The organism is Halogeometricum sp. S1BR25-6, assembly GCF_031624495.1.
Classification (GTDB): domain Archaea; phylum Halobacteriota; class Halobacteria; order Halobacteriales; family Haloferacaceae; genus Halogeometricum; species Halogeometricum salsisoli.
This window is the reverse complement of the sequence record NZ_JAMQOP010000001.1, coordinates 1,331,780-1,352,677: the sequence shown is the minus strand read 5'-3', so window position 1 is coordinate 1,352,677 and position 20,898 is coordinate 1,331,780. Positions and strand designations below refer to the sequence as shown.

Genomic DNA, 20,898 nt, shown 5'->3' with positions numbered 1-20,898 from the left:
GGCGGACCTGTAAACCGTTGTGACTTCCGCCCGCGGGGACTTCCCAATCGACGGCCCGTCACGCCGGTACCCGACCGTCCGCCAGCGCCTCGTACGTCGCTTCGAGTCGCTCGCCGACGCGGTCCAGACCGTGCTCGGCCGCCGTCTCCCTGGCGTTCTCGCCGAGTCGCCGTCGGAGGTCCGGGTCCCGTTCGAGCAGTTCCAGGGCGCGGCGGAACTCCGCTCTCGTCTCGCACTTCAGGCAGTCGACGCCGTGCGTGTAGAACTCCTCGAAGACGGGGATGTCGCGGAGGACGACGGCCTTCCCGCAGGCCATCGCTTCGAGGACGACGATGCCTTGGTTCTCGACTTTCGCGGGGAAGCAGAACACGTCGCCGGCCCCGAACGCCCCGCGGATGTCGTCCACCCATCCGGTGAACGTGACGTTTTCCGGGGGGTTCCGCGTCCAGTGCTTCACGGCCCTGCTGGCGTGGGGCCCGTCGTCGACGGTGCCGAACCACGCGAAGTCGTACTCCGTCTCCGCGGCGAGTTCGCAGAACGTCGTCAGCCCCTTGCGCTCGAAGACGTTACCGACGGCGAAGACGACCATTCCTTCCAACTCGTACCGCTCGCGGTACTCCTCGCGCAGCGACTCGAACCCGTCGAGCGCGTCGATATCGATGCCGTTCGTCATCGAGCGAATCGGCGCGTCGACGGGGTAGGATTCGAGCACCGACTTCGTGTACTCGGAGGGACAGAGCACGAGGTCCGCCTGCGAGTAGAACCACTTCAGGTAGCGGCCGAGCGCGGGCGCCACCGCGCTGGACCCCCGGAACGACTCCGCGAAGTCCTCGCGCGTGACGTGCGTGTGGAGGACCAGCGGAATCCCCTCGCGCTTCGCGTGTCGGGCGACGGCGACGGTGCCGGGGCCGATGAGGTTGCAGTGGGCGACGTCGACGTCGGCGAACGCGCCGCGACCCGTCGCCGCCGACAGCGCGGCCCGCGGGAGAGTCCCGCCGCGCCACGGACTGGTGACAACCTCCACGTCGGTGCGCGAGAGGGCGGCGCGCTGCTGTCTCGCCGCGGTACCGATGCCGCTGCGCTCCAGTTGCGATTCGAGTTCGAGGTAGTTCAGCGCGCGGAGGCTCACGGTGACACCCGGGTTTCGCCGCGGGCGGTTTGACGCTACCGACTCGCGGGCGCGCCTCCGGACGTCGATGAAGGACGCCGGACCGCACGCGGTTCGGAACGTCTTTCCGAACTCGTCTCGCTCCTCCGGGCATGAGTATCGCGGAGGAGCGCATCGAACGCCTGCACGGACTCGCCCGCGAGGCAGCGGCCGACGGCGAGTTCGACCGCTCGCGCGAGTACGTCCGCCTCGCGCGCCGCCTCGCCGAGCGGAACCGGTGCGGACTCCCGAAGGGGCTCCAGCGGTCGGCGTGCGACGCCTGCGACGTCTACCTCCGACCGGGGCGGAACGCGCGCGTCCGGGTCCATCGCGGACGCGTCGTCGTCCGCTGCCGCGACTGCGGGGCGACGAAGCGGTTTCCGGTCGACTGAACGACCGCTCGGGGGCGACCCCTCGGAGCCGTCTCGACCCGTTCCCGCCGGCTCGGACCCTCAACGTTCAAATCGTTCGACCCGATACAGTGCCGTATGGGTAATCAGGACCTCCGCAAGGAGGCGCACGACCTCGACGTGACCGTCTGGGTCGGCAAGAGCGGCATCGGCGCCGTCGAAGAGGAGCTATCGGACCAACTGCGGGAACGGAACCTCGTGAAGGTGAAGTTCCTCCGGTCGGCGCGCGCCGGGTCGACAGTGGAGGAACTGACCGAGGAACTCGCGGCGCGCGTGGACGCGGACGTCGTCGAAACGCGAGGGAACACCGGCGTCGTCCACAGATGAGCGTCGGGGGGGCGGTCGGCGCCCTGCAGGTCGGAGAGACGGGACTGTACGAGTTCATCGGCACGGCCCTCCGGAGTCTCGGCGTCCCGGACGGGGTGGCCGAACCGCTCACGCGGGCCATCGCGTTCCTCGTCGCCTTCCTCGCCGTCTACCTCCTCGGCCGGACGTTCCTCTTTCCCATCGTCAACCGGATGATGGACTCGCGGGAACTCGAAGCGCACGCGCAGAAGCCGCTGCGGCGACTGCTCGGCGTGGCCATCGTCTTCGTCGCCATCACCGCCGCGTTCGGCGCCGCGAGGCTCCCGAACTTCCTGCAGTCGCTCGCGACCATCGCCGCGGCCGCGACGCTCGCCATCGGCCTCGCGATGCAAGACGTGCTCCAGAACTTCGTCGCCGGCGTGTTCATCTACACGGACCGGCCGTTCCGCATCGGCGATTGGATCGAGTGGGAGGGTAACTCCGGCATCGTCGAGGACATCAGCTTCCGCGTCACCCGCGTCCGCACGTTCGACAACGAACTGCTCACCGTGCCGAACTCCCAACTCACCGACGGCGTCATCAAGAACCCCGTCGCCAAGGACACCCTGCGACTGCAGGTGCCGTTCGGCATCGGTTACGACGACGATATCGACGCCGCGACGGAGGTCATCGTCGGGGAGGCGGAGGCGCATCCGGACATCCTCGACGACCCCGCCCCGTCGGTCCGACTGACCGAACTGGGCGACTCCTCGGTCGTCCTCACCGCGCGCATCTGGATCTCGAACCCCTCGCGCGCCGACTTCGTGAAGACGAAGGCCGAGTACGTCAAGCGGGTCAAAGACGGGTTCGACGAACGGGGTATCGACATCCCGTACCCGAACCGTACGCTCGGCGGCGACCTCACGGTGTCCGGCCTGCGAGAACTGTCGGAGTCCTCCGGGTCGGTCGGCGACTGACGCGAACCCGCTCCCCCGGCTACAGTTCGATGCGCTCGACGAGTTGGTCTTCGGCCTTGGTGTTGACGGCGACGATGCGGATGTAGTCTTCGAGCAGGGATTTGTGGAGCTTCGCCTTCAGGAGGTTGTCGACCTGGTAGACGCCCGCGGCGTTCACCATCTCTATCTCCACGAGTACGGGCTTGTTGTCGCCGGATTTCAGCGTCACGCTGTCTATCGCCTGACTCGACAGCGTGTTGATGCCGCGGCCGCCCTTCTCGTAGGGGATGCGCGACCGACCGCGCTCCATGTCCAGGGCGTCGGAGACGCGGATGACGCCCGCCTCGGTCGTGAGGGGGTCCTCCTCCGTGTGGTGACAGAGGATGGCGTGGAGCACCTCCGCTTTCACCCGGACGACCTCGGAGGTGTCGTAGAACTGCGGGAGGAACCGGTCGAGGAGGTCCGCAGCGAGCGGAATCGAGTAGTAGGCGTGTTCGTCGCGGTGGACGACGTGGCCGATGTCGTGCAGGGTCGCGGCGAGGGCGATGACGACCGCCTCGTCTTCCTCTTCGAGTCCCTGCTGGGAGGCGCCGTTGAACTCGACGTCGCCGTCCTTCAGGAGGTCGTACAGTCGGAGCGCGCGGTTCCGAACGATTTCGATGTGCTTCTCGCCGTGGTCGTTGTACCCCTTTCGGGTGACCGCGTTGACGTTCTGCGCCTTCAGATACGTCTTTACCTCGGGGTCGTCGAGGAGCGTCGGAAGGACCTCGTTGAGCTTTTCGTCGGGAAAATTGTGGTCCGCGTCGGGTTTGTACTCCCGGCCGACGTCGTCGGTTACGTGAGCCATTTCACCCCGTAGTACGTTCGGGGGGAGAAAGTATCTGCGGTCGTGACACGCGTGCGCGTCCTTCGTCCCGGTCTACGGACCCTGACGTCCGCGCGTGTCGCCTCAGGCGCGGACTGATTCGGCGGCCGCGGCGACCTCCTCGTAGTCGGGTTCGACGCCCGGGTCGTCGCTGACCCACTTGTAGGCTACCTCGCCGTCGCCGTCGACGACGAACACCGCGCGCTTGGCGACGTCGCGGACGCCCGCGTCGGCGAAGTCCATCGCGATGTCGTACTCGTGGACGAGTTCGCGGTTGGTGTCGCTCAGGAGGGCGAACTCGAGGTCGTTCTGCCGCCGGAACTCGTTGAGCGTGAACGGGGTGTCGATACTGATACCGTACACCGTCGCGTCCACGTCGTCGAACCGCGCCATGCGGTCGCGGAACGTGCGCATCTCCGTCGTGCACGTACTCGTGAACGCGGCGGGGAAAAAGGCGAGTACGAACGGTGCGTCGTCGAGGTGCTCGGAGAGGGAGAACGTCCCGACGTCGCCGTCCGCGAGCGGGACGGTGAAGTCGGGAGCGTCATCGCCTTCTGAGACCATACGAGCGGTCTCGTCGGCGCGTCAGTTCAAGCTTGTTGTTCGGTTCGATTCGGTTCAGTTCAGGTTCGCTTTGCGCTCGCGTATCGCGACGGCGAAGGCGACGGCGGCGCCGAGGAAGGAGGCGTTGCGGAGGAACGCGTCGAGTTCCTCGTCTCGCTGATCGCCCTCCATGTTCCAAAAGTCGTGCATCTGCGGCGTCACGCCGAGGAGGAAGGTGGCGATGGCGACGACGCCCAGAAGCGGCGCGAGTCCGAGAGCCAGCAGGATGCCGCCGGCGAACAGCAGGAAACTCGCGACCGGGACGAGGACGTCCGCGAACGGGACGCCGACGCTGTCGGCGTAGGCGACCATGTCGTCGGTGCTCGCGAGGTTGTCGTAGCCGTCGTGGGCGAACTTCGCCCCGAAGGCGATCCGCGCGAAGATGAACAGCAGGCGATTGAGCATGCACCCGTATACAGGGTTGCCCGAAGATAAACTCTGGCGGCCCCGGCGAGACGCATCCGATTTCGAAATTGACGTTCGTCCAGGACGGCGGTGCGCGGAGTAACCTCCCCTTCCCGACGCTCGCGACCGACGCCGTCGTGATTGACGCGCGATACGGCACTCGAAAGGTCCGTCAGCGGCCGTTCGACGAACTCAGTAGGTGTCTCGGGGACAAACCCTGAGATGCAAAAAGCCTATAGTCGCGAGTAAGTTATGGCCACGTAGCGATGTTCCAGACTATCCCCCTGTTCCCGGGGATTCCAGGTGGGCCGGAGCTCCTCATCGTCCTGCTCGTGCTCGTGCTGCTGTTCGGGGCGAACAAGATTCCGAAGCTCGCCCGGTCCACGGGTCAGGCCATGGGCGAGTTCCAGCGCGGACGTAACGAAATCGAAGAAGAGCTCAAGCAGATGGAGAGCACGGACGAGGACGACGAAGACGACGAGGCGACGGCTGCGTCCCCGTCGACGGCCACGGAGACGACGTCGACATCGACTTCGACTTCGACCTCCTCGGATTCGAACTCCAACTGAGCGCGTCCTTTCGCTCCGGCTTTTCTCGACGAAACATATCATCTTTAGTGGTCGCTCTCGTAGGCTCGACGGGGCGTGTGGCCTAGCGGATCAGGGCGAGGGGTTCCTAACCCCTCGATCGCGGGTTCGAATCCCGCCACGCCCGTTTTCCGGCGAACGAAGTGAGCCGTGAAAACGGTTCTGTGGGATTCGAAACCCGACGAGACGAGTGAAGCGAGTCTCGACACGGTTCGAATCCCGCCACGCCCGTTCTGCGAGGAGCGAATGCGACGAGCGAACTGGCACGGGGTTCGAATTAGAGAACGGCGAGCGGAGAGCCGTTCGCGTGGTTCGAATCCCGCCACGCCCGCTTCGCTCACTCCGTTCGCTCGCGACCGTGACGTACTCCCACTCGCTGCGCTCGCGGGAGTCCCGCCACGCCCGTTTTCCGGCGAGCGAAACGAGCCGTGAAAACGGTTCGATGGGATTTGCAACCCAGAACGGAGTTCGACACGAGTCGAATCCGAGGGTCGTTCGGCCGACGGCGGCACTCGGATGCGACTTCGTGACAGAGTTCTGCCTCGAATGGTGTCGTTAATCATCTTATGCCGACTCGTAGGACGAGCGAAACGGTCCGTTCGCCGCCTTACAATTCTCACAACAGAGACTGTTATGTTAGAGAGATTTAGAAGCGATATAACGTAGCTGTAGATATTATTTCCACTCCTCGGATGTAAAAATATCTTTTATTCTATAGAATTTTGTCGAAATGTGGCTAAATGAGCGATTAAATCTCCAGAAGCCTTTTTGACTGGGGAGAGCGACGAGAGAACAATGGCTACCGACGACGACGCGTCCCCACCGGTCCGACGGGAGTCGGACGGCGACGACGAGGACGTGTTGGAGGGGGAGGTCGGCGGCGACCGGGTGGCTCTCGACGGCGACGTCGCACCGGGGGGTGCGGCGGGTCGAGAGTCGAAGGACGCATCGACTGGCGAGTCCGGGGACGAGGCGAACGCGACCGTCGGCGAGTACACGTGGGCGCACTTCCTCGACGAGTTCGGCGCGGAGGGTGACGCGGATGCGCTCTACGACGGGCGCGATCCGCGGGCGCCGCGCGCCGACTCGCGGTGGGACGACGGCGACGAACCGTCCGCCCCGTCGCGACCGACCCGCGAGGACTGGCGGAACGTCGAGTTGGACCCCACCGAGGAGCGCTACCTCGGCCACCATCCGGCCGACACCGAAGACGAGGTTCGCGCGGCGGCGGGCGAGGCCGCCCGAATCCAGCGCGAGTTCGAGGCGTTCTGCGACCCCGAGACGACGCCCGTCGTCAAGGATGTCTGGATGTGGGAGCACTACAAGCGCGAGTACTACTACGAGGCTGACGGCTCCCGACCCCGCGACGAGGAGGGGGAGAGAGAACAGTTCGACGCCGAGGAGGCGTTGGGGTTCGACCCCGACGTCGTCGAGAACGCCCTCGCGCGCGGCGGACGCCGCGCGGAGGAACTGGAGAAAGTGGTCGACGAACGGACCGTCGACGTGAACGAGGAGTTGGACGAGGACGCCTTCTTCTCGGACGACCGGGGTCTGACGACCGTGACGAACCGCTACGACTTGGAGAAGGCGGTCCCGATGGAGAAGAAGACGCACTTCCGCGAGGTAGAGCGCTACTGGGTGAACAAACCCCACTCGTTCGTCGTCATCTTCCGGTCGACGAAGGAGAACGAGACGAAGTACTACGTCGTCGAACCCTACCAGAACGAAATCGAGGCGGACCTCACCGAGTTCCTCACCGGGAAGCTCCGCACTGCCATCAAGTACGACGACGAGAGCACCATCGGGACGGAGGACGGCACCCGACGCCGCGTCATCGAACGGCAGTCGCTCGAACTGCTCGAACGCTACGACCTGTACGACCCCGGTCCGGACGGCTACTCCGACTCGTTGTCGCTGCTCCCCGACTCGGGCGAGACCGGCGCCGGCGCCGACGCCGAGGAAGCCGACGGACCGGGCACCGTCGAGAGCCTCCTCGGACGCCTCGGACTCGGTGGCGACGTCGATGGTGCGGAAGCGGAGGTGGAGGCAGAGACGCCGGCCGCCGACGGCGGAACCGTCTCGAACGGACCCCGAGACGGGACGGTCGGAACGCTCGCGCGCCGTCTCGGACTGAACGAGTCGTCGCTCGGCGGCCGCCTCGACGGTCTCTTCGCCAAACCACCGCGGGAGCGGGCGGGCCTCGACGGCATCGCGGCGCGCCCCGAACCCGCGGTGCTCGCCGAGGACGCCGCGACGCTGACCGAGTACCAAGTCGAGAAACTGCTCTACTACCTCCGGCGGGACTTCATCGGCTACGAGCGCATCGACGGCGTCAAACACGACATCAACGTCGAAGACATCTCCTGCGACGGTTACAACTCGCCGGTGTTCGTCTATCACTCCGACTACGAGCAGATCATCTCGAACGTCTTCCACGGGAAGGAAGAACTGGACGACTTCGTCGTGAAACTCGCCCAGCGCTCCGGGAAGGGTATCTCGAAACGCCGCCCGCAGGTGGACGCGACGCTGCCCGACGGCTCTCGCGCACAACTCACGCTCGGCCGCGAAGTCTCTGACCACGGGACGAACTACACCATCCGGCAGTTCAAGGACGTGCCGTTCACCCCTATCGACCTGATAAACTGGAACACGTTCTCCTTGGAGGAGATGGCGTTCCTGTGGCTCTGCATCGAGAACCACAAGTCGCTCATCTTCGCCGGCGGGACCGCCTCCGGGAAGACCACCTCGCTGAACGCGGTGTCGCTGTTCATCCCCTCGAACACCAAAATCGTCTCCATCGAGGACACCCGCGAAGTCGAACTCCCCCAGCGGAACTGGATTGCCTCCGTCACGCGCCCGTCGTTCTCCGACGACGACAAGGGCGACGTCGACGAGTTCGACCTGCTGGAGGCCGCCCTCCGGCAGCGACCCGACTACATCGTCATGGGCGAGATTCGCGGCGAGGAGGGGCGCACGCTGTTTCAGGTGATGTCGACCGGGCACACGACGTACACCACCTTCCACGCCGACAGCGTCGGCGAGGTGCTCAAGCGGTTCACGACCGAACCCATCAACGTCTCGAAGACGATGTTCACCGCCCTCGATTTGGTGTCCATCCAGACGTCGACGCGCGTGCAGGGCAACAAGGTCCGACGGAACAAGTCGCTGACCGAGATAAACCACTACGACGCCGAGAACGACGAGATAAACGTTCAGGACGTCTACCAGTGGCAGGCCGAGAACGACGAGTACCTCCAGATGGGCTCTTCGAACACCTTAGAGGAGATACGCTTCGACCGCGGGTGGAGCGAAGACACGCTGGATGAGGAGCTGTTCCTCCGACGGGTCGTCCTCGCGTACCTCATCGACCGCGGCCTCAACACGTACACGCAGGTGGCCGCCACGCTCCAGGCGTTCATCAACGACCCCGACACCATCCTGACGCTGATGGCCGAGGACGAACTCGAACGCAGCCTCGAGGACCTCCGCGAGATGGAGTCGGTCCACATCAACGTCGACCCCGAGAAGGAGGAGATGGTCCCCCGACCGGACCCGCCGGAGGAGGTCCGGGACCTCTGCCGCGCCATCCTCGACCAGGCCGAGGCGGACCTGTTCGCGGACTACCGCGGTCAGGAGGCCGGCGAGGTGGCCGACGCCCTGCGGGACGTCGCCGACGAACCGAACGTGAGCGCGGGCTACGAGGACCACTCGGCGCTCGACGCCTTGGAAGAGGCGACCCGACCCGACCCGGAACTCGCCGAAGCCGACGAGCGTCCGCCGGAACTGGCGGAGGGCGACGGCGACGACGGGGACGACTCCGCATCGAGCGAACGCGACGCGTCGAAGGACGCACCGCCGGCGCTGGACGCGGGCGACGAGGAGAGCACAGAAGCGGACGCGGAGGCGGCGGACGCCGAAGCCGCAGACGCGGAAGTGAACACGGAGGCGACGAGCGTGGAGGCCACGGACGCCGAAGCCGAGGCTCGCCTCGACGCGACGGACGAACCGGACGCGTCGGGGGACGACCCGAGCGACGGGGACGACGCGGAGACGGCCGGGACCGCCGACATCGACGACCTGATCGGCGAGGACGTCTCCGCCGAGTTGGAGGAGGACGGCTGGGGCTTCGGGGAGTTCGAGGACGCCGACCCGAAAGACGCCGCGGAGACGGACGACGAGAGCGGCAACGGAGAGGAGGGCGAACGCGGTGACAGCCGCGACGACGACGGCGGCGGGGGAGCCGCGTAGATGAGCCTCGACTCGTCCGCGTCCGGACCGGGGGGACTCGACCGGAGCACCGACGCCCTCGGCGACGCGTTCTACCCGCTGTTCCGTCTGCTGTTCGACGAAGAGGGCGACTTCGTGAGCGACGTCGCTCGGAAGCTCGAACAGGCGCGGATGCCGGCGACGGTGGAGTTGTACCTCTCGCACGCCCTCGCCGTCGGCGTCCTCGTCGGCGGGGCGCTCTGGCTCCTCGGCTCGCTGCTGGGCTACGCGCTGTTCGCGTTCGGCGTCGTCTCGCCGGAGACGCTCAGCATCGGCCTCCCGGCTCCCGATCCGGGAGCGGCGGCGTTTCTGGAGTCGTTGAAGATGCCGTTCGCGGTGCTCGTCTCCGGCGTCGTCTTCGGGAGCCTCGGCTTCGGCGCGGGGTTCGGGACGCTCGTAGCGATGCCGTACTCGAAGGCCTCCACCCGGAAGCGCGAGATAAACATGCTACTGCCCGACGCCGTTTCCTTCATGTACGCCCTCTCGGTGGGCGGGCTGAACCAACTGGAGATTCTGGAGGCGATGGGCCGCGCGGAGGACACCTACGGCGAAGTCGCCCGCGAGTTCCAGAGCATCGTTCAGGAGACGGAGTACTTCGGCACGGACTACCGCACCGCCATCCAACAGCAGGCGCTGGTGTCGCCGTCGTCCGAACTCTCTCAGTTCCTCACCGACATGCTCTCAATCGTCAACTCCGGCGGCAACATGGAGCGGTTCCTCGACGACAAGAAGGACAAGCACATGCGGACGGCAAAGCAGGAACAGGAGATGACCCTGGAGACGCTGGAACTGTTCGGCGAGATGTACATGACGCTCTCGCTGTTCCCTCTGCTTCTCATCATCATCCTCGTCATCATGAGCATGCTCGGGCAGGCTCAGGAGTCGCTTTTGTACGGGACGGTGTACGGACTCATCCCGCTGACCGGCGTCGGCTTCCTCGTTCTCGTCTCGACGGTGAAACAGGACGAACCCGGCGACGGCTACCTCGACCCTTCGGGCGCCTCCGACCGCCTCCGACAGGGGCACAAGGAGGGGCTGTTCCACATGGGTCTCATCGAGAGCTTCGTCGGCGAGCACACCCTCTTCGACCGCGTTCGCTCGCGCGAGGGGACGTACAAGACGAAGCAACTGCTCGAACACCCCCACCTGTTCTTCCGCGACAACCCGCTGTACTCGCTGTTTCTCACCGTTCCGGCCGCTCTCGCACTGCTCGCGACGGCCGTCGTCGGCGGAGCGGCACCGCTGTCGTGGGACGCGATGCTGGAGCGACCTATCTGGGGGACGTTCGTCTGGTGGTACGTCCCCGTCTACACCGTCGGCATCCCGCTGGCGTTCTTCCACGGGTGGAACACCCGCTCTCGACAGGCCGTCGTCGGAAAGCTCTCGGAGAACCTCCGGAAACTCTCCAGCGCCAACGACACCGGCCAGACGCTCCTCGAATCGGTCAAGACCGTCTCCGACACCTCCTCCGGAAAGCTCGCCGACGAGTTCGAGGTGCTGTACGCGAAGGTGAACTACGGGATGAGCCTCCGGTCGGCGCTCGTGGAGTTCAACAACAAGTACCACATTCCCCGCCTCGCACGGACGGTGAAGCTCATCACGAAGGCCCAGGAGGCCTCCAGTCAGATCACGGACGTGCTGACGACGGCCGCGCAGGCCTCCGAGAACCAGGACGACATCGAACGCGAGCGGAAGTCGCGGACGATGATGCAGGTTGCGATCATCCTCATGACGTACGTCACGCTCCTGGCCGTGATGGCCATCCTGAAGACGCAGTTCCTCGACGTGATGGCCGAACTCACCTCGCAGACGAGTTCGAGCGGCGGGTCGGAGGCGGTTCAGGGCGGGCCTGACTTCGGCGGCGGCGTCGACACCGCCCTGCTCTCGCTTTTGTTCCTCCACGCGGTGACGCTGCAGGCGACGCTGTCGGGCCTCATCAGCGGCTACATCCGGAACGCGGACATCATCTCGGGCGTCAAGTTCGTCGTGGTGCTCCAGACGCTCGCGCTCGCGGTGTGGATGGTGGTCGGATGACCTCGATACTCGCCGACGACCGCGGGCAGACGACGATAGACTTCGTCGTCGGAATCAGCATCTTCCTCCTCGTCGTCGCGTTCGTCGTGCTGTTCGTCCCCGGCATCTTCGACCCCTTCGACGGGACGAGTCGGACGCAGGCGGCCGACCGGTTCGCGGCGACGCTGGCGAGCGACGCGCTGGGCGACCCCGCGACGCCGGCCACGCTGAACGCGACGTGCACGGGCGCGTTCTTCGAACAGATGCAGACGAACGCGGACGCGACGGCGGCGTGCGGCTTCGACGCCACCGCCGACACCGTGGCCGCGGCGCTCGGCACCGACCGCTACGACGTGAACGTCACCGTCTTCGACGGTGGCTCGGTCGCCGAACTCGACGACCCCGCGGGCGGGCCGGCGGTCGCGCTCAGCGCCGGTCCGCCGGTTCCGGACAACGAAGCGGTGGCGACGACGCGCCGCGTCGTCCTCCTCGACGGTCGGACCCACCAACTGGCGGTGAGAGTGTGGTGACGCGCGACCGGGGGCAGGCGCACACGCTCGAAGCCGTCGCCGCGAGCATCCTGCTGCTCTCCAGCATCGCCTTCGCCCTCCAGGTGACGGCGGTCACGCCGCTGACGGGGAGCACGTCGAACCAGCGAATCGAGGATCACCAGTCGGTCGTCGCGGAGGACGTCCTCGCCTCGCAGGCGGCCAACGGAACGCTGAAGCCCGGCCTGCTGTACTGGAACGAATCGGCCCGCCACTGGCACGGCGCGCCGTGGGACGGGTACCACAACGGCGCTCCCGAGAACACCGCGCTGGGACGGGCGCTGAACGACGCGCTCCTCGATAGAGGCGTCGCGTACAACGTGAACGTCTACTTCTGGCGCAACGACCAGCGCATCCGAGAGCAGGTCGTCTATCTCGGGAAGCCGAGCGACCACGCCTCCGTCGCCACGTGGACGGTCACCCTGTACGACGACGACGTGCTCAGGGACGCCGACAGCGACCCGACGGGGACGACGCTCGCCGACGCCGGCGAGGCGTACTTCGTGCCCGACGCGGACCCGAGCGGTCCGGTCCGCGGCGTCGTCGTCGTGGAGGTGGTGACGTGGCGGATGTGAGCGGCGACGACCGGGGGCAACTCGTCCTCGTCACCGCCTTGGTGATGGCGACGCTGTTCGTCGTCCTCGCCCTCCTCGTGAACACGACCATCTACACCGGCAACGTCGCCGCCCGGTCGGACGTGAGCGAGTCGGCGACCGTCATAAACTACCGCACGGAGGCGCTCGACGCGGCAGAGACGACGCTCCGGTACGTCGACCGCAACGAGAACGACACTGCGGGCGGAGTCGACGCTGCGTACCGCCGCATGAACGACTCGCTCCGCCGCGGCGTCGGCAACTGGAGCGACGACGCCGCCGCCCACGACGCCTTCTCGGGAGCGTCGACGCGGACGCGCGTCGTCGACGCGACGAACGGGACCCGAATCGCGCAGGCGAACGCCTCCCGAAACCTCTCGGCGCCGGACGGTGCCGCGAACTGGACGCTCGCTAACGCCACCGGCGTCCGCGACCTAACGTTCGCGCTTGACGCGACGAGTTTGGCGACGGTGAGCAACGGGGAGAACGAGAGCGACCTGCTCGACAGCGGCGCGTTCCGCGCGAATCTCACCGATTCGGCGGGGACGCGGTCGGTGTTCGTCTACGAGCGAAGCGACGGCGACGCCGGCGTGACGGTCCGCGGGACCGACGGAAGTCTGACGACGTGCGGACCGGTGACGGGCGGAACCGTGACGCTCGACGTCGAGGCTCGGACGGTCGACGGAGCGGCCTGCCCGGCGCTCTCACAGTTCGATGAGGGGGGCGACCCGTTCGACCTGTCCTTCGACGGCGCCGACGCGGCCGCGGGAACGTACTCGGTCGTCGTCGACCGGGAGGTGGACGACGCGGCCGTGAATCAGTCGCTCCCGCTGGACTCGGGCGCCCCGTTCCGGACGGCGGCGCTCTACGACGCCACCGTGCGCGTCACCTACCACGGCCCCGACACCTACTACGAGGCCGAGACGGAGGTGCCGGATGCGGGAGCGTGAGCGCGAGTCCGCGTGCGAACGCGAGTTCGCGTCGGACCGCGCCGTCTCCACGACGCTCGGCTACGTGCTGACGCTCGTCATCACCGCCGTCCTCGTCTCCGGCCTGCTCGTCGGGACGGGGCAGTACGTCGACGGACAGCGAGACCGGGTCGTCGACCGGGAACTGTCGGTGCTCGGGGAGCGAATCGCCGCCCGGACCGCCGACGCCGACCGGATGGTCCGCGCCGGTGACGGCGCCGAGGCGGTCCGCCTCCGGGTGGACCTGCCGCGGACCGTCGCGGGCGGGTCCTACCGCGTCGAAGTGAGCGACTCTCCGGGGGTCGCGGGGACGCCGGCGGCGCACGACGTCACGCTCACGTCGGGCGACGGCGGTCGGTCGGCGACGGTTCGAGTCCGGACCGGAACCGACGTCGAGAACGGGACGCTCGCCGGCGGGAACCTCGTCATCGCGTATGACCCCGCGACAGAGCGACTCGTCTTCGAGTCCGGCGACGACGCCGGACCCGCCTTCGACCTCACGCCCGCGTTCGCGTTCGCATTCGCGCCGCCGCCGAGGGCCGCCACCGGAGGTGCCGGACGGTGACGCGCGGGTTCGGAGCGGACCGTCGCGCCGTCTCCTCGACGGTGGGGGTCGTCCTCATCCTCGGACTGACGCTCATGGGCACCGGCCTCCTCGTGGGCGTTGGGTCTGTCGCGCTGACGACGACGCAGGAGACGATCGACGTCGAACGCGCCGAGCAGTCGATGACGCAGTTCGACTCCGTCGCGGCGATGGTCGGACTGGGCCAGACCGCCCGCGAGTCGGTCGAACTGCGGAGTTCCGCGGACGGGCAGTACGTCGTCTCGCCGGACGACGGCTGGGTGCGAATCACCCACCACAACTACTCCGGCGACGCCGACGAGGAACTGTACAACGCCTCGCTGGGTTCCGTGAGCTACCGGACCGAATCGGCCGTCGTGACGTACCAGGGCGGCGGCGTCTGGCGGCGCAGCGAGGGCGGCGGCGTCTCGATGGTGTCGCCGCCGGAGTTCCACTACCGCGACGCGACGCTCACGTTCCCCGTCGTCCGCGTGCGCAACGCCGACTCCGCGTCCGGGCGCGTCCGAGCGGTCGTCTCGCGGGACGGTGACCTGTCGCGCGTCTACCCCCGCCCGAACGAGTCGGGGACGGGGTGGGAGACGTACGACGACGGCGCGGCGACGTACCGCAACCCCGTCCAGAACGGGTCGGTGAGCGTGACCGTCCACAGCGAGTTCTACCGCGGGTGGGCGGAGTATTTCCGCACCCGGACCACCGGGAACGTCTCGGTCGACGACGACAACCGGACCGCGACGCTCGAACTCGCGACGGTCGGGATGGTCGGGTCGTTCGACCTGCCGATGAAGAACCAACCCGTCGAGGTGCGCGGGATGGCGTCGGCCCACCCGATACGGACGTTCGAGGTGTCGCTGGCGAAGGCGAACGGCGGCAGCAACAACATGGACTTCTCGTTCTACGCGACGAAGGGTGCGAGAGAGTACGAGACCGTCGTCCACGTCCCGAAGGGCGTCGGGAACGTCTGCAAGAACGACAAGGAGGTCGACCTGACGATGGTCGTCTACTACCGCGACGGGACGGGCGGCCAGCACGTGTGGACGAACGACAGCATCCCCGCCGAGGGCGGCCCGGTGGCGCTCGACTGCGCGACGGAGACGATAACGGTCAACTACACGAGCGACCTGTTGCTGACCTACGACGGGCCCGGCGCGACGGGCGAGACGGCGCTGACGTGGGACGACGACGTCGCTTCCTCGGCGTCGTTCAACCACACGGGCACCGACGGGGAGAACGTCACGTTCGTCTCCGGCAACCGGACGACGAGCCGTCACTTGACCCGTCACTACGTGAGTTTCTTCGCGCCGGACTTCGACCTGACAGTGTGGCACGGTCCCGGAAACAGCGGGAAGGCGCGCCTCGACGTCGACGAGTCGACCGGGAACCTGGAGTACGAGACGTCCTCGGGGTCGCGGTACATCACATTCCTGCACGTCACCGAGAACAACGTCACCGTCGAGTTGGAGTAGCGCTCACGGTCGACGTGGCGCGCGCTCCTTTCTTCATTCTACGGTCGCTCCCCACCGAGAGTCTACGGTCGCTCTGACCTCGGCGGACCCGAACTCACTCGAACGTGGTCCGCAGGGTGACGCGAACCACCGTGACCCGCGAGACGTCTTCGAGGTCACAGGAGACGCTCGTCGACGCGTCGGTGTAGGGCTCGCAGGCGAACCCCTCCGATGTCAGGTAGTCGCCCCACGCGGGGGCGTACGAGGAGTTCACGTCGATTCGCAGGGTCGCGTTCGTCTCCGACCGCGTCAACAGCGGCGAACGCCCGGCGTCGACAGTGCGGATGCGGGCGATGCGCTCGCCGCCCACACGCGTCGTCCCGCGCGGGACCGACCGGACGAGTTGGACGACGACACCGTCCTTCGCGAAGACGAAGTCGGGTTCGTGAACCATCCGCGGCGGGCCGCCGCCGTCGGTCCGCAGGACCGCGCCCGAGGCGTACCGGACCTCGCCCGCGTCCTGCAGCGTCATCACGACGGGCGAGAGCGAGATATCGCCCGTCGAGTTGTTCACGTCTCCGGGCGTGCCCGGCGTCGTATCGACGGTCACGTTCACCGTCGCCTCGCCGTAGCCGAGCGTCGAGTCGGCGAGTTTGAGTTCCGTTCCGCGGCTGGGCGCCCCTCGACGCGAGACGTCGGCGACGTTGTCGGCGAACACCTCGAAGGCGCGTTCGGCGTTGTTCACGCGTTCGTAGTCGCGCACGTCCCGGAGTTCCCCCACCCCGAAGGCGTACACCGACCCGACCGACGCGATGACGAGGCCGAAGACGATGACGAATCCCAGCACTTCGCTCACCCCCCGGTCGTCTGCCTGCAGAGACACGTCTGACGTTGGACCAGCGGGTAATTAAATGTAGTGCGAAATGGAAAGTCAAGATAGATGTACTTCCGGCGGAGGAGTGATTAATCGCGGGTCGTATCGGAGAGACGTGACCGAGACACCCTCCCCCGATTCGCCGCCGTCGAACGGGCGTCTCCCGAAGCGCACGCGAATCGCCCTCGCCGCGTTCTGCGCGCTCGTCATGCTGTACAGCATCGTCATCGCGGGACAGCTACTCCTCGGCGTTCTCGCCTGCGGGGTGGTTTGGACCGCCGTCGTCGGCTATCGGCTCGTCGGCGCGTTCTTCCGCTTCGTCGACGCCACCGAGCGCATCGCCGACGCGTTGGAGTCGAGCGAGAGGCGGGGCCGCAACCGGTCGGCCGGATACGACTCCCCCGACGGGGGCCGGACGGTTCGGGGCGACGACGCGCGAGCGAGAGAGCGGTCGACCGACGACCGGTCCACAGACCGCGTCCGGGACAGCTAGCGGGCGGTCGTTCCGCACACCTCCGGTGGGTCACTCCAACTCGACGTGTTGCTCCTCGCCCGGACGCGAGGCGTGCCCGTAGTTGAGGAGGCCGACGAAGACGGACCCGCCGACGACGTTGCCGAGCGTCGTCCAGACGAGAAAGTGCGCGAGTCCGGCGGCGCCGACGCCCTGTTCGAGCAAGAGCGCCGTCAGCACCTCCGTCGTCCCGAGGATGCTGTGGTGGAACGGCCCGAACCCGATGAGCGCGGTGACGAGGAGGACGAATAGGATGCGTCCGACGGTGTCGCGGCTGGCGGCCGACAGCCACGTCACGAGCCCCATCAGCCAGCCGGCGACGACGCCGCTGAGGAGGATGACCCACCACGGGTGGGGGACGAGGGCGCCGGCGAGCGTCCCGAACGCCCCGGGGTTCACGATGCCCATCGCCGGACCGAGCGTCACGGCGAGCGCCGAGAAGACGACGCAGCCGAGCAGGTTCCCGACGTAGGTGACGCCCCAGACGCGTCCGAGTTCGGGAACGGACGCGCGGCCGTCGACCACCGGGAGGATGGCCATCGTCGAGTGCGCGGTGAACAGTTCCGTCTGCCCGACGACGACGAACAGGAAGGCGATGGAGGAGATGCCCGCCAGCACCGTCTGCTGGACCAGCGTGGACTCGAACCCTCCGGAGAACGTCAGCGCCATCGCCATGAACAGCGCGCCGAAACTCAGGTTGAGACCCGCGGCGAACGCCGAGAGGAACACCCCCCAGACGGGGCGGTGAATCTCCTGTAGCGCGTTCTCCATCTCGCGTTCGAGGATGTGCCGGTACGACAGCGTCGCCCCGGAGTAGTCAGACTCGTCCGAACTCATCTAATTCCCCGATGCTTCTCGCGGCCGATGTAACGGTCTTTCGGCGGCGCGGAACTGTCTCGACGGAGATAGATTAACCGCCGCAGGACGGACTCGCTTCCCGGTATCGTGCCAATTACTAACACTTAACGAGACTATCTGTTCGAGATGGAACCCGAGGGCGTGCCATCGAGACGAGACGTGTTGAAGGCCGGGGCGGCGGCCGCCGGACTCGCGGCGTGGGGGTCGTTCCCGGCCGCCGCCGCGGGCGCGACGGAGATTTCCGGGCCGACGACCATCACCGAACCCGGCGACTACGTCCTCACCGCCGACATCGACGTCGAACGCGGTCCGGCGGCCCTCGATGTCACGGTGAGCGACGTCACCATCGACGGGCAGGGTCACACCGTCAGCAACGTGGGCGGCGAGTGCATCAGCGTCTACCGCGGTGCGAACGACGTGACCGTGAAGAACGTGCGCGTCTCCGGCGAACGGACGGGAGTCGTCTTAGTGGGCGACGACGCCACCCTGTTTAACGTCCTCGCGGAAGGCAACGGTGGAACCGGGGTCCGTATCATCGGCGGCAAGCGGGCGCGAATCGAGTCGTGTCTCCTCCGCGAGAACGGACAGTACGGCCTCATCGGGGGGGACACCCAAGAGTACGGGAGCACCGACGAGGCGCTGGTTCGCGCGTGTCTCGTCGCGGACAACGGCGATGCCGGACTCGCGTTCCAACGGACGACGGGCGTCGCCGTCGAACGCTGTTTCGTCGTCGGCAACGGCGCCGCGGTTCGGAGCCTCGGAGACGGTGTCGAATTCATCGGGGACACTGACGACCCGCGGTTGGCGGACAACCAACTGCTCTCGAATGCCGGATGCGGAGTCAGGGGCGCAAGCCGTGGCGTGCGCGGTCTCAACGCCGTCGGCAACGTCGTCGTGGACAACGAGCGTTTCGGATTCTGGTTGGACAACCTCTATAACGCGGACATAAAGTGGAACACGTTCGCGCGCAACGAGGGCGGACTCGAAGCGTACGCGACCGACTCGCGCGTCCTGCACAATCAGTTCGTCGACGACGATTTCGGGGGAATCTACACCGACTCGACCGTGCGCGGCAACCGGATCATCGGGGGCAGGATGGGGGGCGGCGACTTCATACGAAGCGTGGTCGTCGAGAACCTCGTCCTCGGGGCCGACGACGACGGAGTCTCCCTCGTGTCGATGATAGACAGCGAGTTCGGGTCGAACACCGTCATCGGATGTGGCGGCGACGGCGTCAAAACGGCGCAGTGTTACGGGTGCGACGTACAGTGGAACACCTTCTCGAACAACGCCGAAGAGGGGTTCTCGATAACGTGGGGTTCGGACTCGACGTTCAAGTTCAACACCGTGTTCGGCAACGGCGGCGACGGACTCAAACTGAGTGCCTCCGAGGACGAACCCGGCGCGTTCGTCGTCCGCAAGAACACCGTGAGTGCGAACGGCGGGGTGGGCATCTTGCTTCGCGACGCCGCGGGCAGTCGAGTCACCCGCAACGTCGTCTGTGCGAACGACCGCGGCATCGCCGTGTCCGCACCGATGGACGACGTCGACCCGGCCGAACTCGCGGAGAACGTGGTCGAGGACAACTACGTGTGCTGAGCGGACGGCCGCGGTCCGAGCGTCGCCCGGCGTTCGCCGCCGTCCCAACAGCCAAGGGGTCCCCCGACGCAGCGTAACCGATGACCGACCCGACCGTCTCGAACCGGGTGGCCGAGATAGAACCGCAGCAGATCCGCACGCTGTTCGACCTCGCGAACGCGCACGATGGCGAGGACGTCGTCCACCTCGAAGTCGGCGAACCCGACTTCCCCACGCCCGACCACGTCGTTGACGCGGCGGTGCGGGCGGCGCGGGACGGCGAGACGAACTACACCCCGAACGCGGGTATCGACCCGCTCAGAGCGGCCGTCGCGGAGACGCTCCGGGAACGGGGCGTCGACGCCGCGGCGGACCGGGTGGTCGTGACCACCGGCGGCGTGGAGGCGCTCTATCTCACGCTCCTGACCGCCACCGACCCCGGCGACGAGGTGGTCGTCCCGACGCCCGCGTGGCCGAACCCGCTCTCGCAGACGGAGTTGGCCGGCGCCGAACCCGTGGAGGTACCCCTGTCCGCGGCCGAGGACTTCGCGTTCGACGCCGACCGCGTGATAGCGGCGATGTCGGACCGGACGGGCGCCGTCGTGCTCACCTCGCCGTCGAACCCGACCGGCCGGGTGTTCGACGTCGGGGAGATGGAACGCGTCGTCGAGGCCGCCGCCGAACGCGACGCCTTCGTCGTCGCCGACGAGGTGTACCACGAACTCACCTACGACCGCCCCCAGCCGAGTCTGGCGTCCGTCACGGCCCACCCGGAACGCGTCGTCACTATCGACTCCTGCTCGAAGACGTACGCGATGACCGGATGGCGCGTGGGGTGGCTGGCCGGCCCCGAGGCGGTGACGGCGGCCGCGACGAAGATACATGAGAGCACCACCTCCTGCGTGAACACGCCCGCCCAGTACGCCGCCCTCGCGGCGCTCACCGGTCCGGACGCCCCCGTGCAGGAGATGAAGGCGGCGTTCGAGCGGCGGCGGGACCGCTTCGTCGAGCGAGTGGCGGCGATTCCCGGCGTCTCGATGGGGACCCCGGAAGGGGCGTTCTACGCGTTCGTCGACGTGTCCGCTCTCCCCGGGTCGAGCATGGACGTCGCGAAGCGACTGCTGTACGAGTACGACGTCGTCGCCGCTCCCGGCAGCGCGTTCGGCCGCGGCGGCGAGGACCACCTCCGGTTTAGCTTCGCCAACGACGTCGAACGCATCGACCTCGGGATGGACCGTTTCGAGCGCATGGTCCGGGACGAGCGCAGCGACGCGGCGTGAACGCCCTCCGGCGATATTGCGGATAGACGATTGAAACCCTCCGAACATTTCGCATCGGTCACTAACGTCCTTCCTGAATTTCGGATCTGACCGTGAGATTTGTTAGGGTGGGCGCGGGTAGTCCAC

General features: G+C 67.0%; 20 protein-coding genes and 1 tRNA gene. 15 read left to right on the top strand and 6 right to left on the bottom strand.

Features of this window, described 5'->3' with window-relative positions; genetic code table 11:
* Positions 1-58 precede the first annotated feature (58 nt).
* On the bottom strand, positions 59-1,129 hold the full coding sequence (locus NDI76_RS07070; protein ID WP_310923296.1) for a glycosyltransferase: 1,071 nt from the start codon (positions 1,127-1,129) through the stop codon (positions 59-61).
* Between the two features lie 131 nt (positions 1,130-1,260).
* Between NDI76_RS07070 and NDI76_RS07065 the strand changes: the two genes are divergently transcribed.
* The 3 genes from NDI76_RS07065 to NDI76_RS07055 all read left to right on the top strand — a co-directional run bounded on the left by NDI76_RS07065 (position 1,261) and on the right by NDI76_RS07055 (position 2,819).
* Positions 1,261-1,539 carry a ribonuclease P protein component 4 gene (locus NDI76_RS07065; RefSeq protein WP_310923295.1) on the top strand — a complete coding sequence of 93 codons (279 nt, stop codon included), beginning with the start codon at positions 1,261-1,263 and terminating at the stop codon, positions 1,537-1,539.
* A 96-nt stretch (positions 1,540-1,635) separates the two neighbouring features.
* Positions 1,636-1,884: a YhbY family RNA-binding protein gene (locus NDI76_RS07060; protein WP_310923294.1), complete on the top strand. Its 249-nt coding sequence runs from the start codon at positions 1,636-1,638 to the stop codon at positions 1,882-1,884.
* A complete protein-coding gene (locus NDI76_RS07055; RefSeq protein ID WP_310923293.1) occupies positions 1,881-2,819 on the top strand; it encodes a mechanosensitive ion channel family protein in 939 nt (312 codons plus the stop codon). The genes NDI76_RS07060 and NDI76_RS07055 overlap by 4 nt, the downstream gene beginning before the upstream one ends.
* Positions 2,820-2,838: 19 nt before the next feature.
* Here the strand turns inward: NDI76_RS07055 and NDI76_RS07050 are convergent, their stop codons facing one another.
* The 3 genes from NDI76_RS07050 to NDI76_RS07040 all read right to left on the bottom strand — a co-directional run bounded on the left by NDI76_RS07050 (position 2,839) and on the right by NDI76_RS07040 (position 4,671).
* Positions 2,839-3,645, bottom strand: a complete 807-nt coding sequence (locus tag NDI76_RS07050) for an HD domain-containing protein (protein WP_310923292.1) — start codon at positions 3,643-3,645, stop codon at positions 2,839-2,841.
* A gap of 102 nt (positions 3,646-3,747) precedes the next feature.
* A complete protein-coding gene (locus NDI76_RS07045) occupies positions 3,748-4,227 on the bottom strand; it encodes a redoxin domain-containing protein (protein WP_310923291.1) in 480 nt (159 codons plus the stop codon).
* A gap of 54 nt (positions 4,228-4,281) precedes the next feature.
* Positions 4,282-4,671: a DoxX family membrane protein gene (locus NDI76_RS07040; protein WP_310923290.1), complete on the bottom strand. Its 390-nt coding sequence runs from the start codon at positions 4,669-4,671 to the stop codon at positions 4,282-4,284.
* A 266-nt stretch (positions 4,672-4,937) separates the two neighbouring features.
* Here NDI76_RS07040 and NDI76_RS07035 point away from each other — a divergent pair, with 266 nt between their 5' ends.
* The 9 genes from NDI76_RS07035 (at position 4,938) to NDI76_RS06995 (ending at position 15,692) form a co-directional block, all read left to right on the top strand.
* Entirely contained in the window at positions 4,938-5,240 is a 303-nt protein-coding gene (locus tag NDI76_RS07035; RefSeq protein ID WP_310923289.1) for a Sec-independent protein translocase subunit TatA/TatB, read from the top strand.
* 71 nt (positions 5,241-5,311) lie between these two features.
* Positions 5,312-5,385 (top strand) — tRNA-Arg (locus tag NDI76_RS07030).
* Between the two features lie 668 nt (positions 5,386-6,053).
* The gene (locus NDI76_RS07025; RefSeq protein WP_310923288.1) at positions 6,054-9,506 is read left to right on the top strand and encodes a type II/IV secretion system ATPase subunit; all 3,453 of its coding nucleotides are present in this window, start codon (positions 6,054-6,056) and stop codon (positions 9,504-9,506) included.
* Positions 9,507-11,558, top strand: coding sequence for a type II secretion system F family protein (locus tag NDI76_RS07020; protein ID WP_310923287.1), 2,052 nt, complete (start codon positions 9,507-9,509; stop codon positions 11,556-11,558).
* On the top strand, positions 11,555-12,067 hold the full coding sequence (locus NDI76_RS07015) for a DUF7287 family protein (protein ID WP_310923286.1): 513 nt from the start codon (positions 11,555-11,557) through the stop codon (positions 12,065-12,067). The genes NDI76_RS07020 and NDI76_RS07015 overlap by 4 nt, the downstream gene beginning before the upstream one ends.
* The gene (locus tag NDI76_RS07010) at positions 12,061-12,660 is read left to right on the top strand and encodes a DUF7288 family protein (protein ID WP_310923285.1); all 600 of its coding nucleotides are present in this window, start codon (positions 12,061-12,063) and stop codon (positions 12,658-12,660) included. The genes NDI76_RS07015 and NDI76_RS07010 overlap by 7 nt, the downstream gene beginning before the upstream one ends.
* Positions 12,648-13,628: a hypothetical protein gene (locus tag NDI76_RS07005; RefSeq protein WP_310923284.1), complete on the top strand. Its 981-nt coding sequence runs from the start codon at positions 12,648-12,650 to the stop codon at positions 13,626-13,628. Before NDI76_RS07010 ends, NDI76_RS07005 begins: the two co-directional genes overlap by 13 nt.
* On the top strand, positions 13,615-14,211 hold the full coding sequence (locus NDI76_RS07000; protein ID WP_310923283.1) for a DUF7266 family protein: 597 nt from the start codon (positions 13,615-13,617) through the stop codon (positions 14,209-14,211). Before NDI76_RS07005 ends, NDI76_RS07000 begins: the two co-directional genes overlap by 14 nt.
* Positions 14,208-15,692, top strand: a complete 1,485-nt coding sequence (locus tag NDI76_RS06995) for a DUF7289 family protein (RefSeq protein ID WP_310923282.1) — start codon at positions 14,208-14,210, stop codon at positions 15,690-15,692. The genes NDI76_RS07000 and NDI76_RS06995 overlap by 4 nt, the downstream gene beginning before the upstream one ends.
* A gap of 94 nt (positions 15,693-15,786) precedes the next feature.
* On the opposite strand, the gene NDI76_RS06990 is transcribed toward NDI76_RS06995, so the two are convergent.
* Positions 15,787-16,554 carry a DUF7289 family protein gene (locus NDI76_RS06990; protein WP_310923281.1) on the bottom strand — a complete coding sequence of 256 codons (768 nt, stop codon included), beginning with the start codon at positions 16,552-16,554 and terminating at the stop codon, positions 15,787-15,789.
* A gap of 106 nt (positions 16,555-16,660) precedes the next feature.
* Between NDI76_RS06990 and NDI76_RS06985 the strand changes: the two genes are divergently transcribed.
* Positions 16,661-17,038 (top strand): DUF8066 domain-containing protein, encoded by a 378-nt coding sequence (locus tag NDI76_RS06985; RefSeq protein ID WP_310923280.1) that lies wholly within the window; start codon positions 16,661-16,663, stop codon positions 17,036-17,038.
* Positions 17,039-17,068: 30 nt separating this feature from the next.
* On the opposite strand, the gene NDI76_RS06980 is transcribed toward NDI76_RS06985, so the two are convergent.
* Positions 17,069-17,893: a formate/nitrite transporter family protein gene (locus NDI76_RS06980; protein WP_310923279.1), complete on the bottom strand. Its 825-nt coding sequence runs from the start codon at positions 17,891-17,893 to the stop codon at positions 17,069-17,071.
* A gap of 147 nt (positions 17,894-18,040) precedes the next feature.
* Between NDI76_RS06980 and NDI76_RS06975 the strand changes: the two genes are divergently transcribed.
* Entirely contained in the window at positions 18,041-19,513 is a 1,473-nt protein-coding gene (locus NDI76_RS06975) for a right-handed parallel beta-helix repeat-containing protein (RefSeq protein ID WP_310923278.1), read from the top strand.
* An 80-nt stretch (positions 19,514-19,593) separates the two neighbouring features.
* Entirely contained in the window at positions 19,594-20,772 is a 1,179-nt protein-coding gene (locus NDI76_RS06970; protein ID WP_310923277.1) for a pyridoxal phosphate-dependent aminotransferase, read from the top strand.
* Positions 20,773-20,898 lie beyond the last annotated feature (126 nt).